We start from the raw sequence: 15259 nt of genomic DNA, 5'->3' as shown, positions 1-15259 counted from the left end.
AGCCACCACCCGCCGCCACCGCGGACACCTCAACCCCGCTTAACTTCGAAGAGCCGGGATACCTCTACGACCGCGCCGACCACGACGAATTGGAATCCGATCTCATCCTTGACGCCGGGCACTACGACGCGGGTGACCAGACCTGGTCATTTTCCGCTGAGGTGCCCGGGATTATCGGCCTTACCGAGCCGCTGTCGTCGGCTGACAACCCGCCAGCCGAAAGAGTCGGAAAAGAAGGAGACCAGACGTGACGGCCACCCTGACGCGCAACCCCCTGCGCACCTCGCTGTCGATGACCAGTGGGCACGACTTCAGCCAGCCGCTGCCCGCCGACCACGACCGCCAGCCCTTCGGCTACCTCTTCGCCAACTGGGAGCCGGGCACTCCGGCGGAGACCGAGACCGAGCTCGGCTACTACGACGAAGACCAGCAGGTCTGGGTCACCCCGGACGGCGCCATCACCGCCGGTGTCTACACCAAGACCCGCACCTCCGGCTCCAACTGCGGAGACTGCGTGACCGACGACGCCTGCGCGTAAGGACGAGCATGACCACCTCGCCATCTGATCGCGGGATCCTGATCTTCACCCAGGACTTCGATCCCACGGTCGACCCCGTCGTGCGGACCCTCACCGCGCGGGGCGCCGACATCGTCCGCGTCGACCTGAGCTACTTCCCGCAGACGCTGACGTTCACCACCTCGGATTTCGATGGCGAGCGGCGGCGGCTGCTGCACCGCGGGCGGGAGGTCGATCTCGATCGGCTCTCCGGGGTGTGGTACCGCCGCCCCACAGCCTTCCGCTTCCACGAACAGATGAGCGAGGCCGAGCAGCAGTTCGCCCGCAACGAGGCGCTGCACGGCATAGGCGGCATCCTGCGCAGCACCGACTGCCTGTGGGTCAACCGCCCCGACGTCGACGCCGTCGCCGAACTCAAGCCCTACCAACTCCAGTTGGCCAAGCAGGTCGGCATGCGGGTGCCCCGCACCCTGCTCACCAACGACCCCGACGAGGTACGCGCGCTGGTCGGGGCCACCGACAAGCCCGTCGTCTACAAGGCACTCACCGGTGGGGTCATCCACTACCCGGGCGCCTTCCCGAGCGGCCTCTACACCACGGTCGTGGGCGAGGAGGTGCTGGCCAACGCCGACCGGGTCCAGCACACGATCTGCATGTTCCAGGAATACATCGAGAAGGCGTACGAAGTCCGGCTGACCGTCGTCGGGAACACCTGGTTCCCGGTGGTCATCGACTCGCAGGCGCTGCCCACCACCTCGGTGGACTGGCGGGGCGAGAACCACCTGCCGTACGGGCCGTACAAGCCGCTGCCCGACGAGGTGGTGGCGAAGACCCAACGCCTGCTCGACCACCTCGGCCTCGTCTACGCGGCCATCGACTTCATCGTCACCCCCGACGGGGAGTACGTCTTCCTGGAGGTGAACCCGGGCGGCCAGTTCATGTGGCTGCAGCACGACCTGGGTCTGCCGATGGACGAGACCATCGCCGACCTGCTGCTGGCCGGCGGCCCCTTCCGGCGGGGCGAGGTCACCCAGGTCGGCTACTGAGATGACCGGGGCGCTGCTGCTTGCCGCCCAGTTGGCCCTGGGCGGCACGCTCGGCTGGGCGCTGGTCGGCAAGGTGCGCAACCGGGCCACCTTCGCGACCTTCCGCGCCTCGCTGCCCCGTACCGTCGGGGTGCCGGCGGCACAGGCGGGCGCGCTCGCCGTGGCGGTGCTGGCGGCCGAGGCGCTGACCGCCGCGGCGCTGCTGGCCGCCGTCGCCGTTCCGGCCCTCGCACCCACTGCCTTCGCGCTGGCCACCGGCCTGTTCGCCGCCTTCACCGTGGCGGTGGCCGGGATGGTGCGCCGGGGTGTCCGCGAGCCCTGCCGCTGCTTCGGGGTCACCGAACGCCCACCCGGCCCCGCCCACGTCATCCGCAACCTGCTGCTGACGGCGGTCGCTCTCGGCGGGGCGGCGCTGGCCTTCGGCGGCGTCCGGCCACCGTCGCCGCCCACCCTCACCGCTGACCCGACCGGAGGTGACATGACCCTCACGACCGTCCTGCTGCTGGTGGTCACGGTGCTGTGTCTGGTCAACACCACAGTCCTGCTTGTCGTGCTCGCGCAGCTGCGGCGGCAGTCCACCCTGCTGAAGGTCAGCATCGAGGGGGTGGAGAACCCCGAGCCGATCATGCTGACCGCCGGTGCCACGATCGGCGACTTCACCGCCACCACGGTCGACGGCACGCCGGTGTCCCGGGCCGGGCTGCGGGGCGAAACCCTCGTGGCGTTCCTCTCGCCGAGCTGCCCGGCATGCGCGGAGAGCCTGCCCGGATTCGTCGCCCGGGCCGAGGCGATCCCCGGTGGACGGGAGCAGGCGCTGGCCGTCGTGCTGGGCTCCGGCGAGGCCGCCACCCAACTCTGCGACCGGCTCACGCCGGTGGCCCGGGTGGTCAACGAGCCCGAACGCGGTCCCGTGGCCCGCGCCTTCGGAGTGGACGGCTACCCCGCCTTCGGCCTGCTCTCCGACGACACCGTGATCGCCAGCCACTTCGTGCTCGACCGGGTGCCCGCCACCAGCGCCCCGTGATCAGACAAGCAGGCGGCTCGCTGATCGAGGCGACCCGGATGGCGTGGGCCGCGTCCCGCCGCTGGCTCATCGCCCGGGTGCTGCTCACCGTGGTGGGGGGCATGGTGCCCATCGCCGTCGCCTGGCTGATGAAGGTCGTACTCGACCGGCTGGCCGCCGGCGACGACCGGCTCACCGGGCCGGTGCTGCTGCTGGCCGGGGCGGGCGCCGCCGCCGTGCTCCTGCCCGAACTGGGCCGCTACGTCGACGCGGAGCTGCAACGGTCGGTCGGGCTGGCCGCCCGGCATCGGTTGTTCGCTGCCGTCGCCCGGATGCTCGGGCTGCGCCGGTTCGAGGATCCGGCCTTCCACGACCGGCTCAGCATCGCCGCGGAGACCGGCCCCGCCGGGCCGCCGGAGGTGGTCAGCGGCTTCCTCGGCGCGGCACAGGGGCTCATCACCATGCTCGCCTTCCTCACCACCCTGGCCGCGATCAACCCGTGGATGGTGCTGGTGGTGGCGGTGGCCGCCGTACCCACCCTGCGAGCGGAGCTGCGGCTGGGCCGGCAGCGCGCCGCGCTGCTCTGGGAGTACGGGCATGCCGCCCGGCGGGAGTTCTTCTACGCCCAGCTGATGACAAGCGTCACCGCCGCGAAGGAGGTCCGCCTGTACGGCCTGGGCGGGCTGTTCGGCGCCCGGATGCTCACCGAACTGCGCGGCATCCAGGCCGGCCAACGCCGAATGGACCGGCGCGAGCTGCTCGTGCAGTCCGTGCAGGGTCTGCTCGGCGCGGTGGTGGCCGGGCTCGGTCTGGTCTGGGCGGTCTCCGCCGCTCGGTCCGGCGCGCTCACCATCGGCGACGTGTCGGTCTTCGTGGCCGCCGTCGCCGGCGTGCAGGGCGGGCTGAGCACCGCCTTCGTCAACGCCGGCCGGCTGCACGAGGCGATGCTGCTGTTCGGGCACTACCGCTTCGTCGTGGAGGCCCCACCCGACCTGCCCGCCCGCGCCACCGCGCTACCGGCGGTGCCACCACTGCGGCACGGCATCGAGTTCGACGACGTGTGGTTCCGCTATGGCGACGACCTGCCCTGGGTGCTGCGCGGGGTGAGCCTGCACATCCCCGCCGGCTCGTCGGTCGCCCTGGTCGGGCGCAACGGCGTCGGCAAGAGTTCCCTGGTCAAACTGCTGTGCCGGTTCTACGACCCGACCCGCGGCAGCATCCGCTGGGACGGCGTCGACCTGCGTGACCTGCCTCCGGCCGAGCTGCGGGCGCGGATCGGCGTGCTGTTCCAGGACTTCATGGCGTACGACCTCAGTGCCGCCGACAACATCGGCCTCGGCGAGGTGGCCACCCTCGACGAACCGGCCCGGATCCGGGCGGCGGCCCAACTGGCCGGCGTCGACGACATCCTGTCGGCGCTGCCCCGCGGCTACGACACCCTGCTCACCCGGGTCTACATGAACGCCGAGGACCGCGACGACCCGACCACGGGAGTGGTGCTCTCCGGCGGGCAGTGGCAGCGGGTCGCGCTGGCCCGGGCGCTGATGCGCGAGGACGCCGACCTGCTTGTGCTCGACGAACCCAGCGCCGGCCTCGACGCCGAGGCCGAGTACGAGATCAGCCGACGACTCGCCGCACACCGCGCCGGCCGGACCAGCCTGCTGATCTCACACCGGATGAACACCGTCCGCGACGCCGACCTGATCGTCGTACTGGCCGACGGCACGATCACCGAACGCGGCGACCACCAGGAGCTGATCGACCTGAACGGCACGTACGCCCGACTGTTCCGCCGCCAGGCCGCCGGCTACCAGGACCCGCAACCGGCGGCCTGACACCGTTCATCGGCCCTGGCCGCCGAGCACCTGGGGGCGTCAGCCCGACGGGCCACCGGTCAGGCACTGCTCAGACGGCCGTCGTACTGTCAGCGGATGCGAGTGCTTTCCGTAAACGTGGGCCGGCCCCGACCCAACCCGGCCAAGGGTGGACTGACCGGCATCGACAAGCGGCCGGTCGACGGCCCGATCGCCGTCGTCGTGCCCGGCCCGAAGGGCACCGGCGAGGTCGGTCTGGTCGGCGACCGCGTCTACGACGTCAAGCACCACGGCGGCACCGACCAGGCCGTGTACGCCTACGCCCGGGAGGACCTGGACCGCTGGGCGGCCGAGTTGGACGTCCCGCTCGACAACGGCGGCTTCGGGGAGAACCTGACCACCAGCGGCCTCGACGTCAACGCCGCCCTGATCGGGGAGCGCTGGCGGATCGGGCCGGACGTCGTACTGGAGGTGTCTGCCCCACGGATTCCCTGCTCGACGTTCCAGTACTGGCTGCAACAGCAGGGCTGGATCAAGCGGTTCACCCAGGCCGCCGTGCCCGGGGCGTACCTGCGGGTGATCGAACCCGGCGAGCTTCGCGGCGGCGACCCGATCGAGATCGTGTACCGGCCCGACCATCAGGTGACAGTCGAACTCACCTTCCGTGCCCTGACCCTCGAACCGGACCTGCTGCCGCAACTGCTGGCCGCCGAGGCCCTGCCCGATGAGGCTCGGGACACGGTCCACCGGCGCACACCCGCCGGGTAGGCCTTCGCGCCCGACATGCGCACCCGGCACGGGGCCACTACGGTGTGTGGTCGGGGCGAAAGCGATGGCATCAGCACTCACCGCACCACGGTCACCGGCGGAGTTGGCAACCGTACGCCGCTGGCCGGTCTCCCTGGTCCTGGCCGGGGTCATGTTCCTGGTGCTCTTCGACAGCCTCGCCGTGGCCACCGCTCTGCCGCAGATCGGCCGCCGGTTCGCCATCGCTCCGGACCAACTGCAATGGGTGATCACCCTCTACTCCCTGAGCATCGGCGGATTCCTCCTGCTCGGCGGTCGGATCTGCGACCTGTGGGGCAGGCGACGTCTGATCGTCTCCAGCCTGGGCGTCACCACGATCGGCTTGATCCTGGCCGGCACGGCGCCCTCGCTGGCGTTGCTGCTCGCCGGCCGGCCCTTCAGGGCCTCGGTGCCGCCTTCGCCATCCCCGCCGCCGTGGCGTCGGCCGCCGCGCTTTTCCCCGACGAGCCCTGGCGCAGCCGGGTCTTCGCCGTGGTCGCGGCCGCCGCCAACACGGCCGGACTCGCCGGTGCCGTCTGCGGTGGTGTGATCACCTCCTACTGGGGTTGGCGCTGGATCTTCCTCGCCGTCGTTCCGGTAGGCGTCGTGGCGACGCTCGCCGCCTACCGGCTGCTGCCGCCGGACCAGCCGACAGCCGCCCGCCGATCACTGGACGTCGCTGGTGCCGTGCTGTCCGCCGGCGGGCTGGTCGCCCTGATCCACGGAGCGACCCAGGTCGCTGAGCAAGGGCTGACCGCGCCAGCCCTGACCTTCCTCGCCGTTGGCCCGCTCCTGCTGGCCATCCTCGTGCCCCTCGAACGCCGGACACGCCACCCGCTGCTCAAGCCCGCCCTGTTCCGTTCGCGCTCACTGACCGCCAGTTGCCTGGCGTTCGCTGCCCACTCGGCGTCGTACGCGGCGGTCGTCGTCGTGGGCAGCCTCTACCTCCAGGAGATCCACGGGCTGTCTGCCGCTCAGACCGGTCTCGTCCTGGCCCCCGTACTGCTGGGTGCGCTCGTCAGCGCCGCACCCGCCGGCTGGCTGGTCCGCCGGTACGGTGCACGTACCGTCGTCGCGGTGGCCCTCACCCTCTGCGCCGGCAGCCTCGCCGGGGTGGCAGTGGGTGCCGGCGGCTCCCTGCCCGCCGTGATCGCCTGGCTCGTCGCCTGGGGGCTCAGTGCGGGACCCATCTACGTGGCGCTGACCCGCGAGTGCGTCAGCAACGCCGCGCCCGAGGACCGGGGCGCCGCGTCCGCGCTGTTCGAATCGACGAGCCACGTCGGGGGAGCGCTCTCGGTGGCGGCGTTCCTCACCATGCTCGGCGCGGGCGTCGGCTACGGCATGGTCCAACTGGTCGGCGCCGCCGTCGCGGCGCTCGGCATCGTCGCCACGATCGGTCTCATGCCCGGAGCAGAGCCGGAAGGCAGGGAGCGGGACAGCGCCGACCCGAAAGCGTCGGTACGGTCCGCCAGATGAACTCCGCGTCGGGGCGTGCCGGCACCGTTCGGGCCCTCGGGAACCTCGCCCTGATCACCGGCCTGCTGATCTCGGTCATCTCGCTGCTGCCCGACACCGGATCGACCAACCCGCACATCCTGGCGGGCCTCTTCGTCGCCACCGGCATCGGCCTACGCCTCGAAGCCGCCATCCGAGAACCCCGTCCCTGAGTCGGACCGTAGAGGGCTTCCGGGTAGCGCTGATGCGCGAACTCGGAGAGGATCATCTTCCATGTCCGAGCATGATCTGGCCGGAACCTGGCGTCGCATCATCGAAGGTGACGGCAAGTCCTGGGTGGTGTTCGCCCACGGCACCTGTGTCGTGTTGCCGGATCCCGGGCCCGGTGCCGACCTCGCCGCTCAGGCCGTCGACATCCTCCGCGAGTACGGCCCCGTCCACGCCGGCACACCTGCGGGGGACTTCGGCACCGTCACCCTCGATCCCGGTCCCGGATGGGTGGTCTACGGCCACCACGACGACGTGCTGACCTACGTGGGGCCCGACGAGATCTCGGACAGCAGTGGCCTGGCCATCGGTCTGTACGGGCGCCACAAGCGGGACCGGGACGGCCATGAGCTCGACGTCGTGCACGTCGAGGACAAGCGGCCCCGGTAAATCAGGGCCGAGCTTCCGACTGTCGGTTCGGCTACTCCGGGAGCTGGTGCTGCGTGCTTCACTCTGGAGCATGACGTCGCGGAGGACCCGGTTGGTGGCAACCATCTCGGCCGTCATCCTGGCGGCGGTCTCCGTGGTCGGCTGGCGGTGGTGGCACAACCATCCGCCGTACGGTCCGGAAGCGCTGGCCGTCACGTCATCGCTCCGTTTCGTCAGCTACGACGAGGCTGAAACTGCGCTCGGCGAGACGGCGCATGCCCCGGTCACCTACGGACGCGACCAACTGGTGCTCGGCCGGGTCTCCTGGCAGACCCCGCCCGAGCCGCTCGACGGCGGCTACTTCGCGATCTTCCTCATCGACAAGCGGACCAACCACAAGCCGGAGGTTTTCGGCGTGGCCGCGCCCCAGGCGGCCGTCGGCATCGGGAGCGCGGGCATCGAGAACCGGATTGCCGAACGCTACTCCTGGCTGCGCGGCGCGGGCGATGCCACCTTCGGGGACGACGAGTATCGGAGCAACGGCAACAGACTCCATGTGGCGGACGAGAAGGCTTCACCGCTCACCTTCGTAGCGCTCTTTCCGTACGTCGAGGAGCCGGATCCGGAGCTTCCGAGGGCCACCGCGCCGGTGGCGATGTCCGACCTGTTGCTGGCTCTGGTCTACATGGGTGAGGACGGCCAGGTGTACTGGGCGCAGCGCCTCCAAGGCTAGGTAGCGACCGACCGGCACAGCGGCGGGTCGTCCCTGGCCCGGCATTGGCACGGCGAGCCCGTGCCGTCGATCTTGGGATGCGACGATGCCATGGTGAGCGACTATGCCGATCGGGTCGATCCCGCGACATACGTCAATGATCCGATCGTGGCGGTCTACCGCGATGACCTGCCCAACGCCCTCTGCGTGCCCGAGCGAGTGTTCTGGCGCTTGTCACACGTGGCGAAGGGCTACGAGTTGCACCTGTTGCCGCTGCTCGGAGGTTCCGATCCAGTCCGGCTGAACCGGCCCATGATTCAAACGCTGATCGACGAGTTGTGTTTCGTGGCTGACCGGCTCGATGACCCCGTTGTGGAGCTGTGGGTCGCCCAACTCCTCAAGGCTGCCCAGACGGCCTTGTGGCTACCGGGCGACATGCACCTCACTGTGGAAGGCGAATGAGGCGACAACCATCTCCTCGCAGGTGAGGGTCCGGGGGCAAGCAGCTCGGCTGTGCGGCAGCGATCGCCCCGACCTCGACGCGTGAATGGCACGCCGATGGCATGCAAGATCATCCAGGGCGGAAACGAGAACGGCCCAGGCTCGGCGATCACGCCGTTGACCTGGGCCGGAAGGTGTGGAGCGGGCGACGGGAATCGAACCCGCACCGTCAGTTTGGAAGACTGAAGCTCTGCCATTGAGCTACGCCCGCGTACGCCCGGAAAACCGGACGCGCCCGACAGCCTACCCAATGCCCGCGGCGAGCGCGCGGCCGTATCCCGCCACCGCGCCGCACCATCGATCCCGCCGTTCCGGAGAGCTGGGGGTATCCGGCCGCCACGGATGCCGCAACATCCGCGAAACCGCTGCCACCCAGCGGGCGGAAGCCGCAACATCGCCGCAGCTGCGGCGCGCCCGCGCTGGGGAAGCTGCATGTTCGGCGCGTTGGGGGACGCCCCGGCATCCGGTTGTCGTATGGAAGGCATAGACTGCTCGTCGCCACGGGGTGTGGCGCAGCTTGGTAGCGCACTCGCTTTGGGAGCGAGGGGCCGTGGGTTCAAATCCCGCCACCCCGACTGCCTCCAGCGTGGGGCCGGTGCACCCGGGACGGTGGGCGAGCGGGATGCTTCGCTGCCGGGTCCCTGGGCGCTGCCGGTCGGCCACGCCGGTTCGCCTACACTCGATGGGCCGTAGTGCGCCCAGAATAAACCGAGATCCGTCAAGGAGTACGCCTGTGAAGAGCACCGTCGAGACTCTGAGCCCGACGCGCGTGCGGCTCGCCATCGAGGTGCCGTTCGTCGAGCTCGAGCCGAGCCTCAAGAAGGCGTACCGGGAGATCGGCCAGCAGATCCAGATCCCCGGCTTCCGTAAGGGGAAGGTCCCGCCGGCGATCATCGACCAGCGGGTGGGCCGGGGCACCGTGCTCAACGAGGCGGTGCAGGAGGCCATCCCGCAGAACATCCTCGCTGCGGTCCGCGAGCACGACCTGAAGACCCTCGGTCGTCCCGAGGTCGACATCACCGAGTTCAACGACGGTGACTCGCTGAGCTTCACCGCCGAGGTGGACGTCCGGCCGGAGATCACCGTGCCCGACCTGGCCTCCCTCGAGGTCGTCGTGGACGAGCTGCAGGTCGACGACAGCGAGATCGACGAGCAGGTGAAGAACCTGCGCGAGCGGTTCGCCACCCTCAAGACGGTCGAGCGGGCCGCGGCCGAGGGCGACTACGTCCAGATCGACCTGCGGGCCACCGTCGACGGCGAAGAGGTGCCGGGCGGCTCGGCCAGCAACATCTCCCACGAGGTGGGCAGCAAGCAGCTGCTGCCGGGCCTGGACGAGGCCGTGGTCGGCCTCGCCGCCGGTGAGGACGTCACCTTCACCACCCAGCTCGTCGGCGGCGACTTCGCCGGCCGCGACGCCGAGGTCCTGGTGACCGTGCGTACGGTCAAGGAGAAGGAGCTGCCCGAGCTGAACGACGAGTTCGCGCAGCTGGCCAGCGAGTTCGACACCATCGAGGAGCTGCGCAACGACCTGCGTGAGCGGGTCACCCGGGGCAAGCGGGTCGAGCAGATCTACGCCGCCCGGGACAAGGCCCTGGAGCAGCTCGTCGAGGCCGCCGAGGTGCCGGCGCCGGAAGGCGTCATCCGCGACGAGGTGGAGAGCCGCAAGCAGGCGATGGTCGACCAGCTGGAGCGCATCGGCGCCTCGATGGAGGACTACCTCGCCGCCGAGGAGAAGACCGAGGAGCAGATCGACGCCGAGCTGACCGAGGCCGCCACTCAGGGCGTCAAGGTCCAGCTGCTGCTCGACACCCTCGCCGACGCCGAGGACGTGCAGGTCTCCGACGACGAGTTCGGCCACGAGATCGTCCACCGCGCCCAGCGGGCCGGCATGGCCCCGCAGCAGTACTACGACCAGCTGGTCCGTTCCGGCGCGGCCGGCGCGGTCTTCGGCGACGTCCGCCGGGGCAAGGCTCTCGCCTCGGTCATGGAGCGCATCACGATCAAGGACACCGCCGGCAACGAGATCAGCCTGGACGCGCTGCGCGAGGCCAGCGAGGCGGAGCACGGGCACGAGCACTGATCGTCGGGTGGGGCCACCGTCCGCCGGTTGCGGTGGGTGGTGGCCCAACCCCTTTTCCGGGTACGAGTCCCGGGGCCCCTGCGCTGAGAGCGAACAGTGCCCGGAGCGGGACTCTGCCGCCCGGCTGAGCGGTTAGTGTCGGACAGGACGGTACGGAGAGCGAAGGGCTGCCATGACCGACATGCACATCCCAGCAAAGCCGCGGGCGCTCGACGCCCGAGGTGGCGACTCAATTGGCAACCTCGACGACTCGGTCTACAACCGGTTGCTCAAGGAACGCATCATCTTCCTCGGCAGCGAGGTCAACGACCAGGTGGCCAACCGCATCTGCGCGCAGCTGCTGCTGCTCGCGGCGGAGGACCCGGACCGGGACATCTTCCTCTGGATCAACTCGCCGGGTGGCTCGGTCTACTCCGGCATGGCGATCTACGACACCATGCAGTACATCGACAACGACGTGTCGACCGTGGCGATGGGCATGGCGGCCTCGATGGGCCAGCTGCTGCTCTGCGCGGGCACCAAGGGCAAGCGGTACGCTCTGCCGCACGCGCGGATCATGATGCACCAGCCCTCGGGCGGCCTCGGCGGCACCGCGTCGGACATCGCGATCCAGGCCGAGCAGATGCTCTACACCAAGCGGATGTTCCAGGAGCGGGTCGCGCACCACACCGGTCAGTCCCAGGCGCAGATCGAGGCGGACTCGGACCGCGACCGCTGGTTCACCGCCCAGGAGGCCATGGACTACGGCTTCATCGACAAGGTGATCATCGGGGCCGCTCAGGTTCCCGAGGGCGCCGGGACCCTGAGCTGATCGAGGAGCAGACGATGACCGACCTCAGCCTGCCGCCCCAGTTCGCGGCCGTGCACAACCGCTACGTCCTGCCGTCGTTCGTCGAGCGCACGTCGTACGGGGTCAAGGAATCCAACCCCTACAACAAGCTCTTCGAGGACCGGATCATCTTCCTCGGTGTCCAGGTCGACGACGCCTCGGCCAACGACGTGATGGCCCAGCTGCTCACCCTGGAGGGGACCGACCCCGACCGGGACATCATCATGTACATCAACTCGCCGGGTGGTTCGTTCACCGCCATGACGGCGATCTACGACACCATGCAGTACGTCCGGCCGGACATCCAGACCGTCTGCCTGGGCCAGGCGGCCTCCGCTGCGGCGGTGCTGCTGGCGGCGGGCACGCCGGGCAAGCGGATGGCGCTGCCGAACTCGCGGATCATCATCCACCAGCCGGCCACCGAGGGCGGCTACGGGCAGGGCTCGGACATCGAGATCCAGGCCCGGGAGATCCTGCGGATGCGGACCCAGCTGGAGGAGATGCTCTCCCGGCACTGCAACCGGCCGATCGAGAAGGTCCGCAAGGACATCGACCGGGACAAGATCATGACGGCCGAGGAGTCCCGCGAGTACGGGTTGGTCGACACGATCCTCAGCAGCCGCAAGAAGGGACTGCTGGCCGCCAACGCGGCCAGCTGACCGGCACGGAGTCAGAGGCCGGACGGGCCTGTCGTCCGCCGGCCTCTGACACACCCGTTTTGGGGGTCGGAGAATGCTCCCGCAGCGGGTAACGTCGGGTCCGTACCGCTTCGTCGGGCGACCGGCGCGGTGGGGGTAGAGACGGGCGGAGCGTAGCGTCCGCAGGTCGTGGCCGGGGCTCCGGCCGATGAGTGCAGGGAGAACGTAGGTGGCACGGATCGGTGACGGCGGCGACCTACTCAAATGCTCCTTCTGCGGCAAGTCGCAGAAGCAGGTCAAGAAGCTCATCGCGGGCCCCGGGGTCTACATCTGCGACGAGTGCATCGATCTCTGTAACGAGATCATCGAAGAGGAGCTGGCCGAGACCGGCGAGGTGAAGTGGGAAGAGCTTCCCAAGCCGATGGAGATCTGCCAGTTCCTCGACACCTACGTGGTGGGGCAGGAACAGGCCAAGAAGGCACTCGCCGTCGCGGTCTACAACCACTACAAGCGGATCCAGGCCGAGGCGGCCAACGCGCCCGGCGCCGGTAACGACGGCGTGGAGCTGGCCAAGTCGAACATCCTGCTGCTGGGCCCGACCGGGTGTGGCAAGACCCACCTGGCGCAGACCCTGGCGCGGATGCTCAACGTGCCGTTCGCCATCGCCGACGCCACCGCCCTCACCGAGGCCGGCTATGTCGGCGAGGACGTGGAGAACATCCTCCTCAAGCTGATCCAGGCCGCCGACTACGACATCAAGCGCGCCGAGACCGGCATCATCTACATCGACGAGGTCGACAAGATCGCCCGCAAGTCGGAGAACCCGTCGATCACCCGTGACGTCTCCGGTGAGGGCGTCCAGCAGGCGCTGCTGAAGATGCTCGAAGGCACCGTGGCGAACGTGCCACCGCAGGGCGGCCGCAAGCACCCGCACCAGGAGTTCATCCAGATCGACACCACGAACGTGCTGTTCATCTGTGGTGGTGCCTTCGCCGGCCTGGACCAGATCATCGAGGCGCGTACGGGCCACGGCGGCACCGGCTTCGGTGCCCGGCTGCGGGCCGTCTCCGAGCGTTCCACCGACGACATCTTCAGCCAGGTGATGCCGGAGGACATGCTCAAGTTCGGGCTGATCCCGGAGTTCATCGGCCGTCTGCCGGTGATCACCAGCGTCCGCAGCCTCGATCGGTCGGCCCTGGTGCGCATCCTCACCGAGCCGCGCAACGCGCTGGTCCGGCAGTACCAGCGCCTCTTCGAGCTCGACGGCGTGGAGCTGGAGTTCGAGCGGCCGGCCCTGGAGGCCATCGCCGACCAGGCCATGCTGCGTGGCACCGGTGCCCGTGGTCTTCGCGCCATCATGGAAGAGGTCCTCCTCTCCGTGATGTACGAGGTGCCCAGCAACCCCGACGCCGCCCGGGTGCTCATCACCCGTGAGGTGGTCTTGGAGAACGTCAACCCGACAATCGTTCCGCGCGAGTTCACCGGCCGCCGGGCCCGGCGCGAGCGCGAGGAGAAGTCCGCCTGATCCACTGAGGCGGACTCTTCGCCCTGCCGCACGCGGCAGTTCGCCCGTACGCTGGAATCATGCGCGTCGCCGTCTGCCAGCTGAACTCCCGCGACGACCGGAAGGCGAACCTCGTCGCCGCGGAGGCCCTGATCGACCGCGCGGCCGACGCCGGCGCGGACCTGGTGCTCCTGCCCGAGTACGTCGACTATCTGGGCCCCGGTGCCGGGATGCCCGCGCCGGAGCCGGTCGACGGTGAGGTCGGGCAGTTCTTCGCGGCGGTCGCGCGTCGACGGGGGATCTGGGTGATCGCCGGCTCGTTCCACGAGGCCGGCCCCGACCCCGAGCACACCTGGAACACCATGCTGGTCTTCGACCGCACCGGCGCGCTCGCCGCCAGCTACCGCAAGATCCATTTGTACGACGTGGAGATTCCGGGTCGGGTCTCGTACCAGGAGTCCGCCACGGTGTCCCCGGGCGACCAGCCGGTGGTGGTGGAGGTCGAAGGGCTACGGGTGGGGCTGTCGATCTGTTACGACCTGCGCTTCCCCGAGCTGTACCGCCAACTTGCCACCGACGGCGGTGCTCACCTGCTCGTGGTGCCCGCAGCGTTCATGATGCACACCGGTCGTGACCACTGGGAAGTCCTGCTGCGTGCCCGGGCGATCGAGAACCAGTGCTTCGTCGCGGCCGCCGGGCAGACAGGTGACCACGAGCCCGGCCGGACCTGCTTCGGCCGCAGCATGGTCGTCGACCCGTGGGGGACGGTGCTTTCGCAGGTGCCGGACGGCCCCGGGTTCGCGATCGCCGACGTCGACCTGGACCGGCTGGCCCGCATCCGCGCGGAACTGCCCAGCCTGGCCAACCGTCGACTCTGAGCGCCGCCTACCCCTGAAGCAGTACGCCCACCACCGCGAAGCCGGCGATGGCAACGGCGGTCACGAGGAGCGCGGTGCTCATCCGTGAGGGACCGCGTCGGACCAACCGTCCGATCGACACCACGACGGCGAAGAGCACGAACGCTCCGATGATCAGTTGCCAGAAGGGGAGTAAGAGGCCGAGCAGCGCGTCCTCGGCGAGGACCGGGCTGGTTGGCCGGGACACGTCATCCATGCAAGACACTCTGGCACGCCGATGCCCTCCTCGGATGTCGGCGCGAGTACGGAGCCGCCAAGATGCCGACCTGAGTCGTCGGTGCATGTCGCGCTGCCACCCGCTGCTGCGGCGCCTACCGCTCACCCTCGCCGTGCCCCGAACGCCGGAGTTCCGGGCCGGGAGAACGTCATCGGCAGCCGCTGATTTGCCTTCTCCGGTGCGTACGCGTAACTTTCTCTCTGCACGAGGGAGGCCGGGCAAACCGGCCGAGAACGGGCGCCGGTCCCGCGATGAAGGTGGTCGCGAGGCCGAGACTGGGCGGTGCGAGTTGGCTCTGAAAGTTGGAGTTGCGATCGCGAAGCCGACCGGGTAGAGTTCTGGAGCCGGCAGGAGCCGGGCGAGTCCCCTGAGGGTGACTGGCCGGTCTGCGGTTCTCCACGGAAGAAGCGACCGCCGAAAGGCGTGCGCCACCGTGGGCCCCGAATGATCCTCAAGGATCCTTCCTGATCATCAGGTTGATCTGCCGAGTGTGGTTCGGATAGTTTGGAGCGGTTGCCCCAGACACGGTTTCAGATTGAGGCCGCGGTTTGGTGTGTGGTTGTTCTTTGAGAACTCAACAGGGTGCTTGATAAGCCAGTGCCAA

General features: G+C 69.4%; 16 protein-coding genes, 2 tRNA genes and 1 pseudogene. 17 read left to right on the top strand and 2 right to left on the bottom strand.

The window, feature by feature from the left end; translation table 11 throughout:
• The 11 genes and pseudogenes from C1A38_RS31240 to C1A38_RS28735 all read left to right on the top strand — a co-directional run.
• Positions 1 to 251, top strand: a 251-nt coding sequence (locus C1A38_RS31240; protein ID WP_158244954.1) for a hypothetical protein, incomplete at its 5' end; no start/stop codon positions are given.
• Positions 248 to 538: a hypothetical protein gene (locus tag C1A38_RS28785; protein ID WP_233197089.1), complete on the top strand. Its 291-nt coding sequence runs from the start codon at positions 248 to 250 to the stop codon at positions 536 to 538. The genes C1A38_RS31240 and C1A38_RS28785, both read left to right, overlap by 4 nt.
• A gap of 8 nt (positions 539 to 546) precedes the next feature.
• Positions 547 to 1563: an MvdC/MvdD family ATP grasp protein gene (locus C1A38_RS28780; protein ID WP_102660832.1), complete on the top strand. Its 1017-nt coding sequence runs from the start codon at positions 547 to 549 to the stop codon at positions 1561 to 1563.
• A 1-nt stretch (position 1564) separates the two neighbouring features.
• Positions 1565 to 2587 (top strand): TlpA family protein disulfide reductase, encoded by a 1023-nt coding sequence (locus C1A38_RS28775; RefSeq protein ID WP_102660831.1) that lies wholly within the window; start codon positions 1565 to 1567, stop codon positions 2585 to 2587.
• On the top strand, positions 2584 to 4401 hold the full coding sequence (locus C1A38_RS28770) for an ABC transporter ATP-binding protein (RefSeq protein ID WP_102660830.1): 1818 nt from the start codon (positions 2584 to 2586) through the stop codon (positions 4399 to 4401). Before C1A38_RS28775 ends, C1A38_RS28770 begins: the two co-directional genes overlap by 4 nt.
• Positions 4402 to 4497: 96 nt before the next feature.
• On the top strand, positions 4498 to 5148 hold the full coding sequence (locus C1A38_RS28765) for an MOSC domain-containing protein (protein ID WP_102660829.1): 651 nt from the start codon (positions 4498 to 4500) through the stop codon (positions 5146 to 5148).
• Positions 5105 to 6642, top strand: a pseudogene (locus tag C1A38_RS28755) (MFS transporter). Before C1A38_RS28765 ends, C1A38_RS28755 begins: the two are co-directional and overlap by 44 nt.
• Positions 6639 to 6833 (top strand): hypothetical protein, encoded by a 195-nt coding sequence (locus C1A38_RS28750; protein WP_102660827.1) that lies wholly within the window; start codon positions 6639 to 6641, stop codon positions 6831 to 6833. The pseudogene C1A38_RS28755 and the gene C1A38_RS28750 overlap by 4 nt, the downstream one beginning before the upstream one ends.
• A gap of 61 nt (positions 6834 to 6894) precedes the next feature.
• Complete coding sequence (locus C1A38_RS28745) at positions 6895 to 7278, top strand: hypothetical protein (RefSeq protein WP_102660826.1); 384 nt, start codon at positions 6895 to 6897, stop codon at positions 7276 to 7278.
• 94 nt (positions 7279 to 7372) lie between these two features.
• The gene (locus C1A38_RS28740; protein WP_199180362.1) at positions 7373 to 7990 is read left to right on the top strand and encodes a hypothetical protein; all 618 of its coding nucleotides are present in this window, start codon (positions 7373 to 7375) and stop codon (positions 7988 to 7990) included.
• Between the two features lie 93 nt (positions 7991 to 8083).
• Positions 8084 to 8431 carry a hypothetical protein gene (locus C1A38_RS28735; RefSeq protein ID WP_146017643.1) on the top strand — a complete coding sequence of 116 codons (348 nt, stop codon included), beginning with the start codon at positions 8084 to 8086 and terminating at the stop codon, positions 8429 to 8431.
• Positions 8432 to 8607: 176 nt separating this feature from the next.
• Here C1A38_RS28735 and C1A38_RS28730 read toward each other — a convergent pair.
• Positions 8608 to 8681 (bottom strand) — tRNA-Gly (locus tag C1A38_RS28730).
• 290 nt (positions 8682 to 8971) lie between these two features.
• On the opposite strand from C1A38_RS28730, the gene C1A38_RS28725 reads away from it, so the two are divergent.
• The 6 genes from C1A38_RS28725 (at position 8972) to C1A38_RS28700 (ending at position 14399) form a co-directional block, all read left to right on the top strand.
• Positions 8972 to 9045, top strand: a tRNA-Pro gene (locus C1A38_RS28725).
• Positions 9046 to 9203: 158 nt separating this feature from the next.
• Positions 9204 to 10550, top strand: coding sequence for a trigger factor (gene tig / locus C1A38_RS28720; protein WP_013735443.1), 1347 nt, complete (start codon positions 9204 to 9206; stop codon positions 10548 to 10550).
• Positions 10551 to 10722: 172 nt separating this feature from the next.
• A complete protein-coding gene (locus tag C1A38_RS28715) occupies positions 10723 to 11361 on the top strand; it encodes an ATP-dependent Clp protease proteolytic subunit (RefSeq protein ID WP_013735442.1) in 639 nt (212 codons plus the stop codon).
• 14 nt (positions 11362 to 11375) lie between these two features.
• On the top strand, positions 11376 to 12038 hold the full coding sequence (locus C1A38_RS28710; protein WP_013735441.1) for an ATP-dependent Clp protease proteolytic subunit: 663 nt from the start codon (positions 11376 to 11378) through the stop codon (positions 12036 to 12038).
• A gap of 208 nt (positions 12039 to 12246) precedes the next feature.
• On the top strand, positions 12247 to 13542 hold the full coding sequence (gene clpX / locus C1A38_RS28705; protein WP_102660822.1) for an ATP-dependent Clp protease ATP-binding subunit ClpX: 1296 nt from the start codon (positions 12247 to 12249) through the stop codon (positions 13540 to 13542).
• Positions 13543 to 13601: 59 nt separating this feature from the next.
• Positions 13602 to 14399 carry a carbon-nitrogen hydrolase family protein gene (locus C1A38_RS28700; RefSeq protein ID WP_102660821.1) on the top strand — a complete coding sequence of 266 codons (798 nt, stop codon included), beginning with the start codon at positions 13602 to 13604 and terminating at the stop codon, positions 14397 to 14399.
• Positions 14400 to 14406: 7 nt separating this feature from the next.
• Here C1A38_RS28700 and C1A38_RS28695 read toward each other — a convergent pair whose 3' ends face one another.
• Complete coding sequence (locus C1A38_RS28695) at positions 14407 to 14634, bottom strand: hypothetical protein (protein WP_102660820.1); 228 nt, start codon at positions 14632 to 14634, stop codon at positions 14407 to 14409.
• Positions 14635 to 15259 lie beyond the last annotated feature (625 nt).

The sequence above is a fragment of the Verrucosispora sp. ts21 genome (genome assembly GCF_002879555.1).
Taxonomy (GTDB): Bacteria; Actinomycetota; Actinomycetes; order Mycobacteriales; family Micromonosporaceae; genus Micromonospora; species Micromonospora gifhornensis.
Note: the sequence above shows the minus strand (reverse complement) of the source record. Positions and strands in the feature narration are given on the sequence as shown.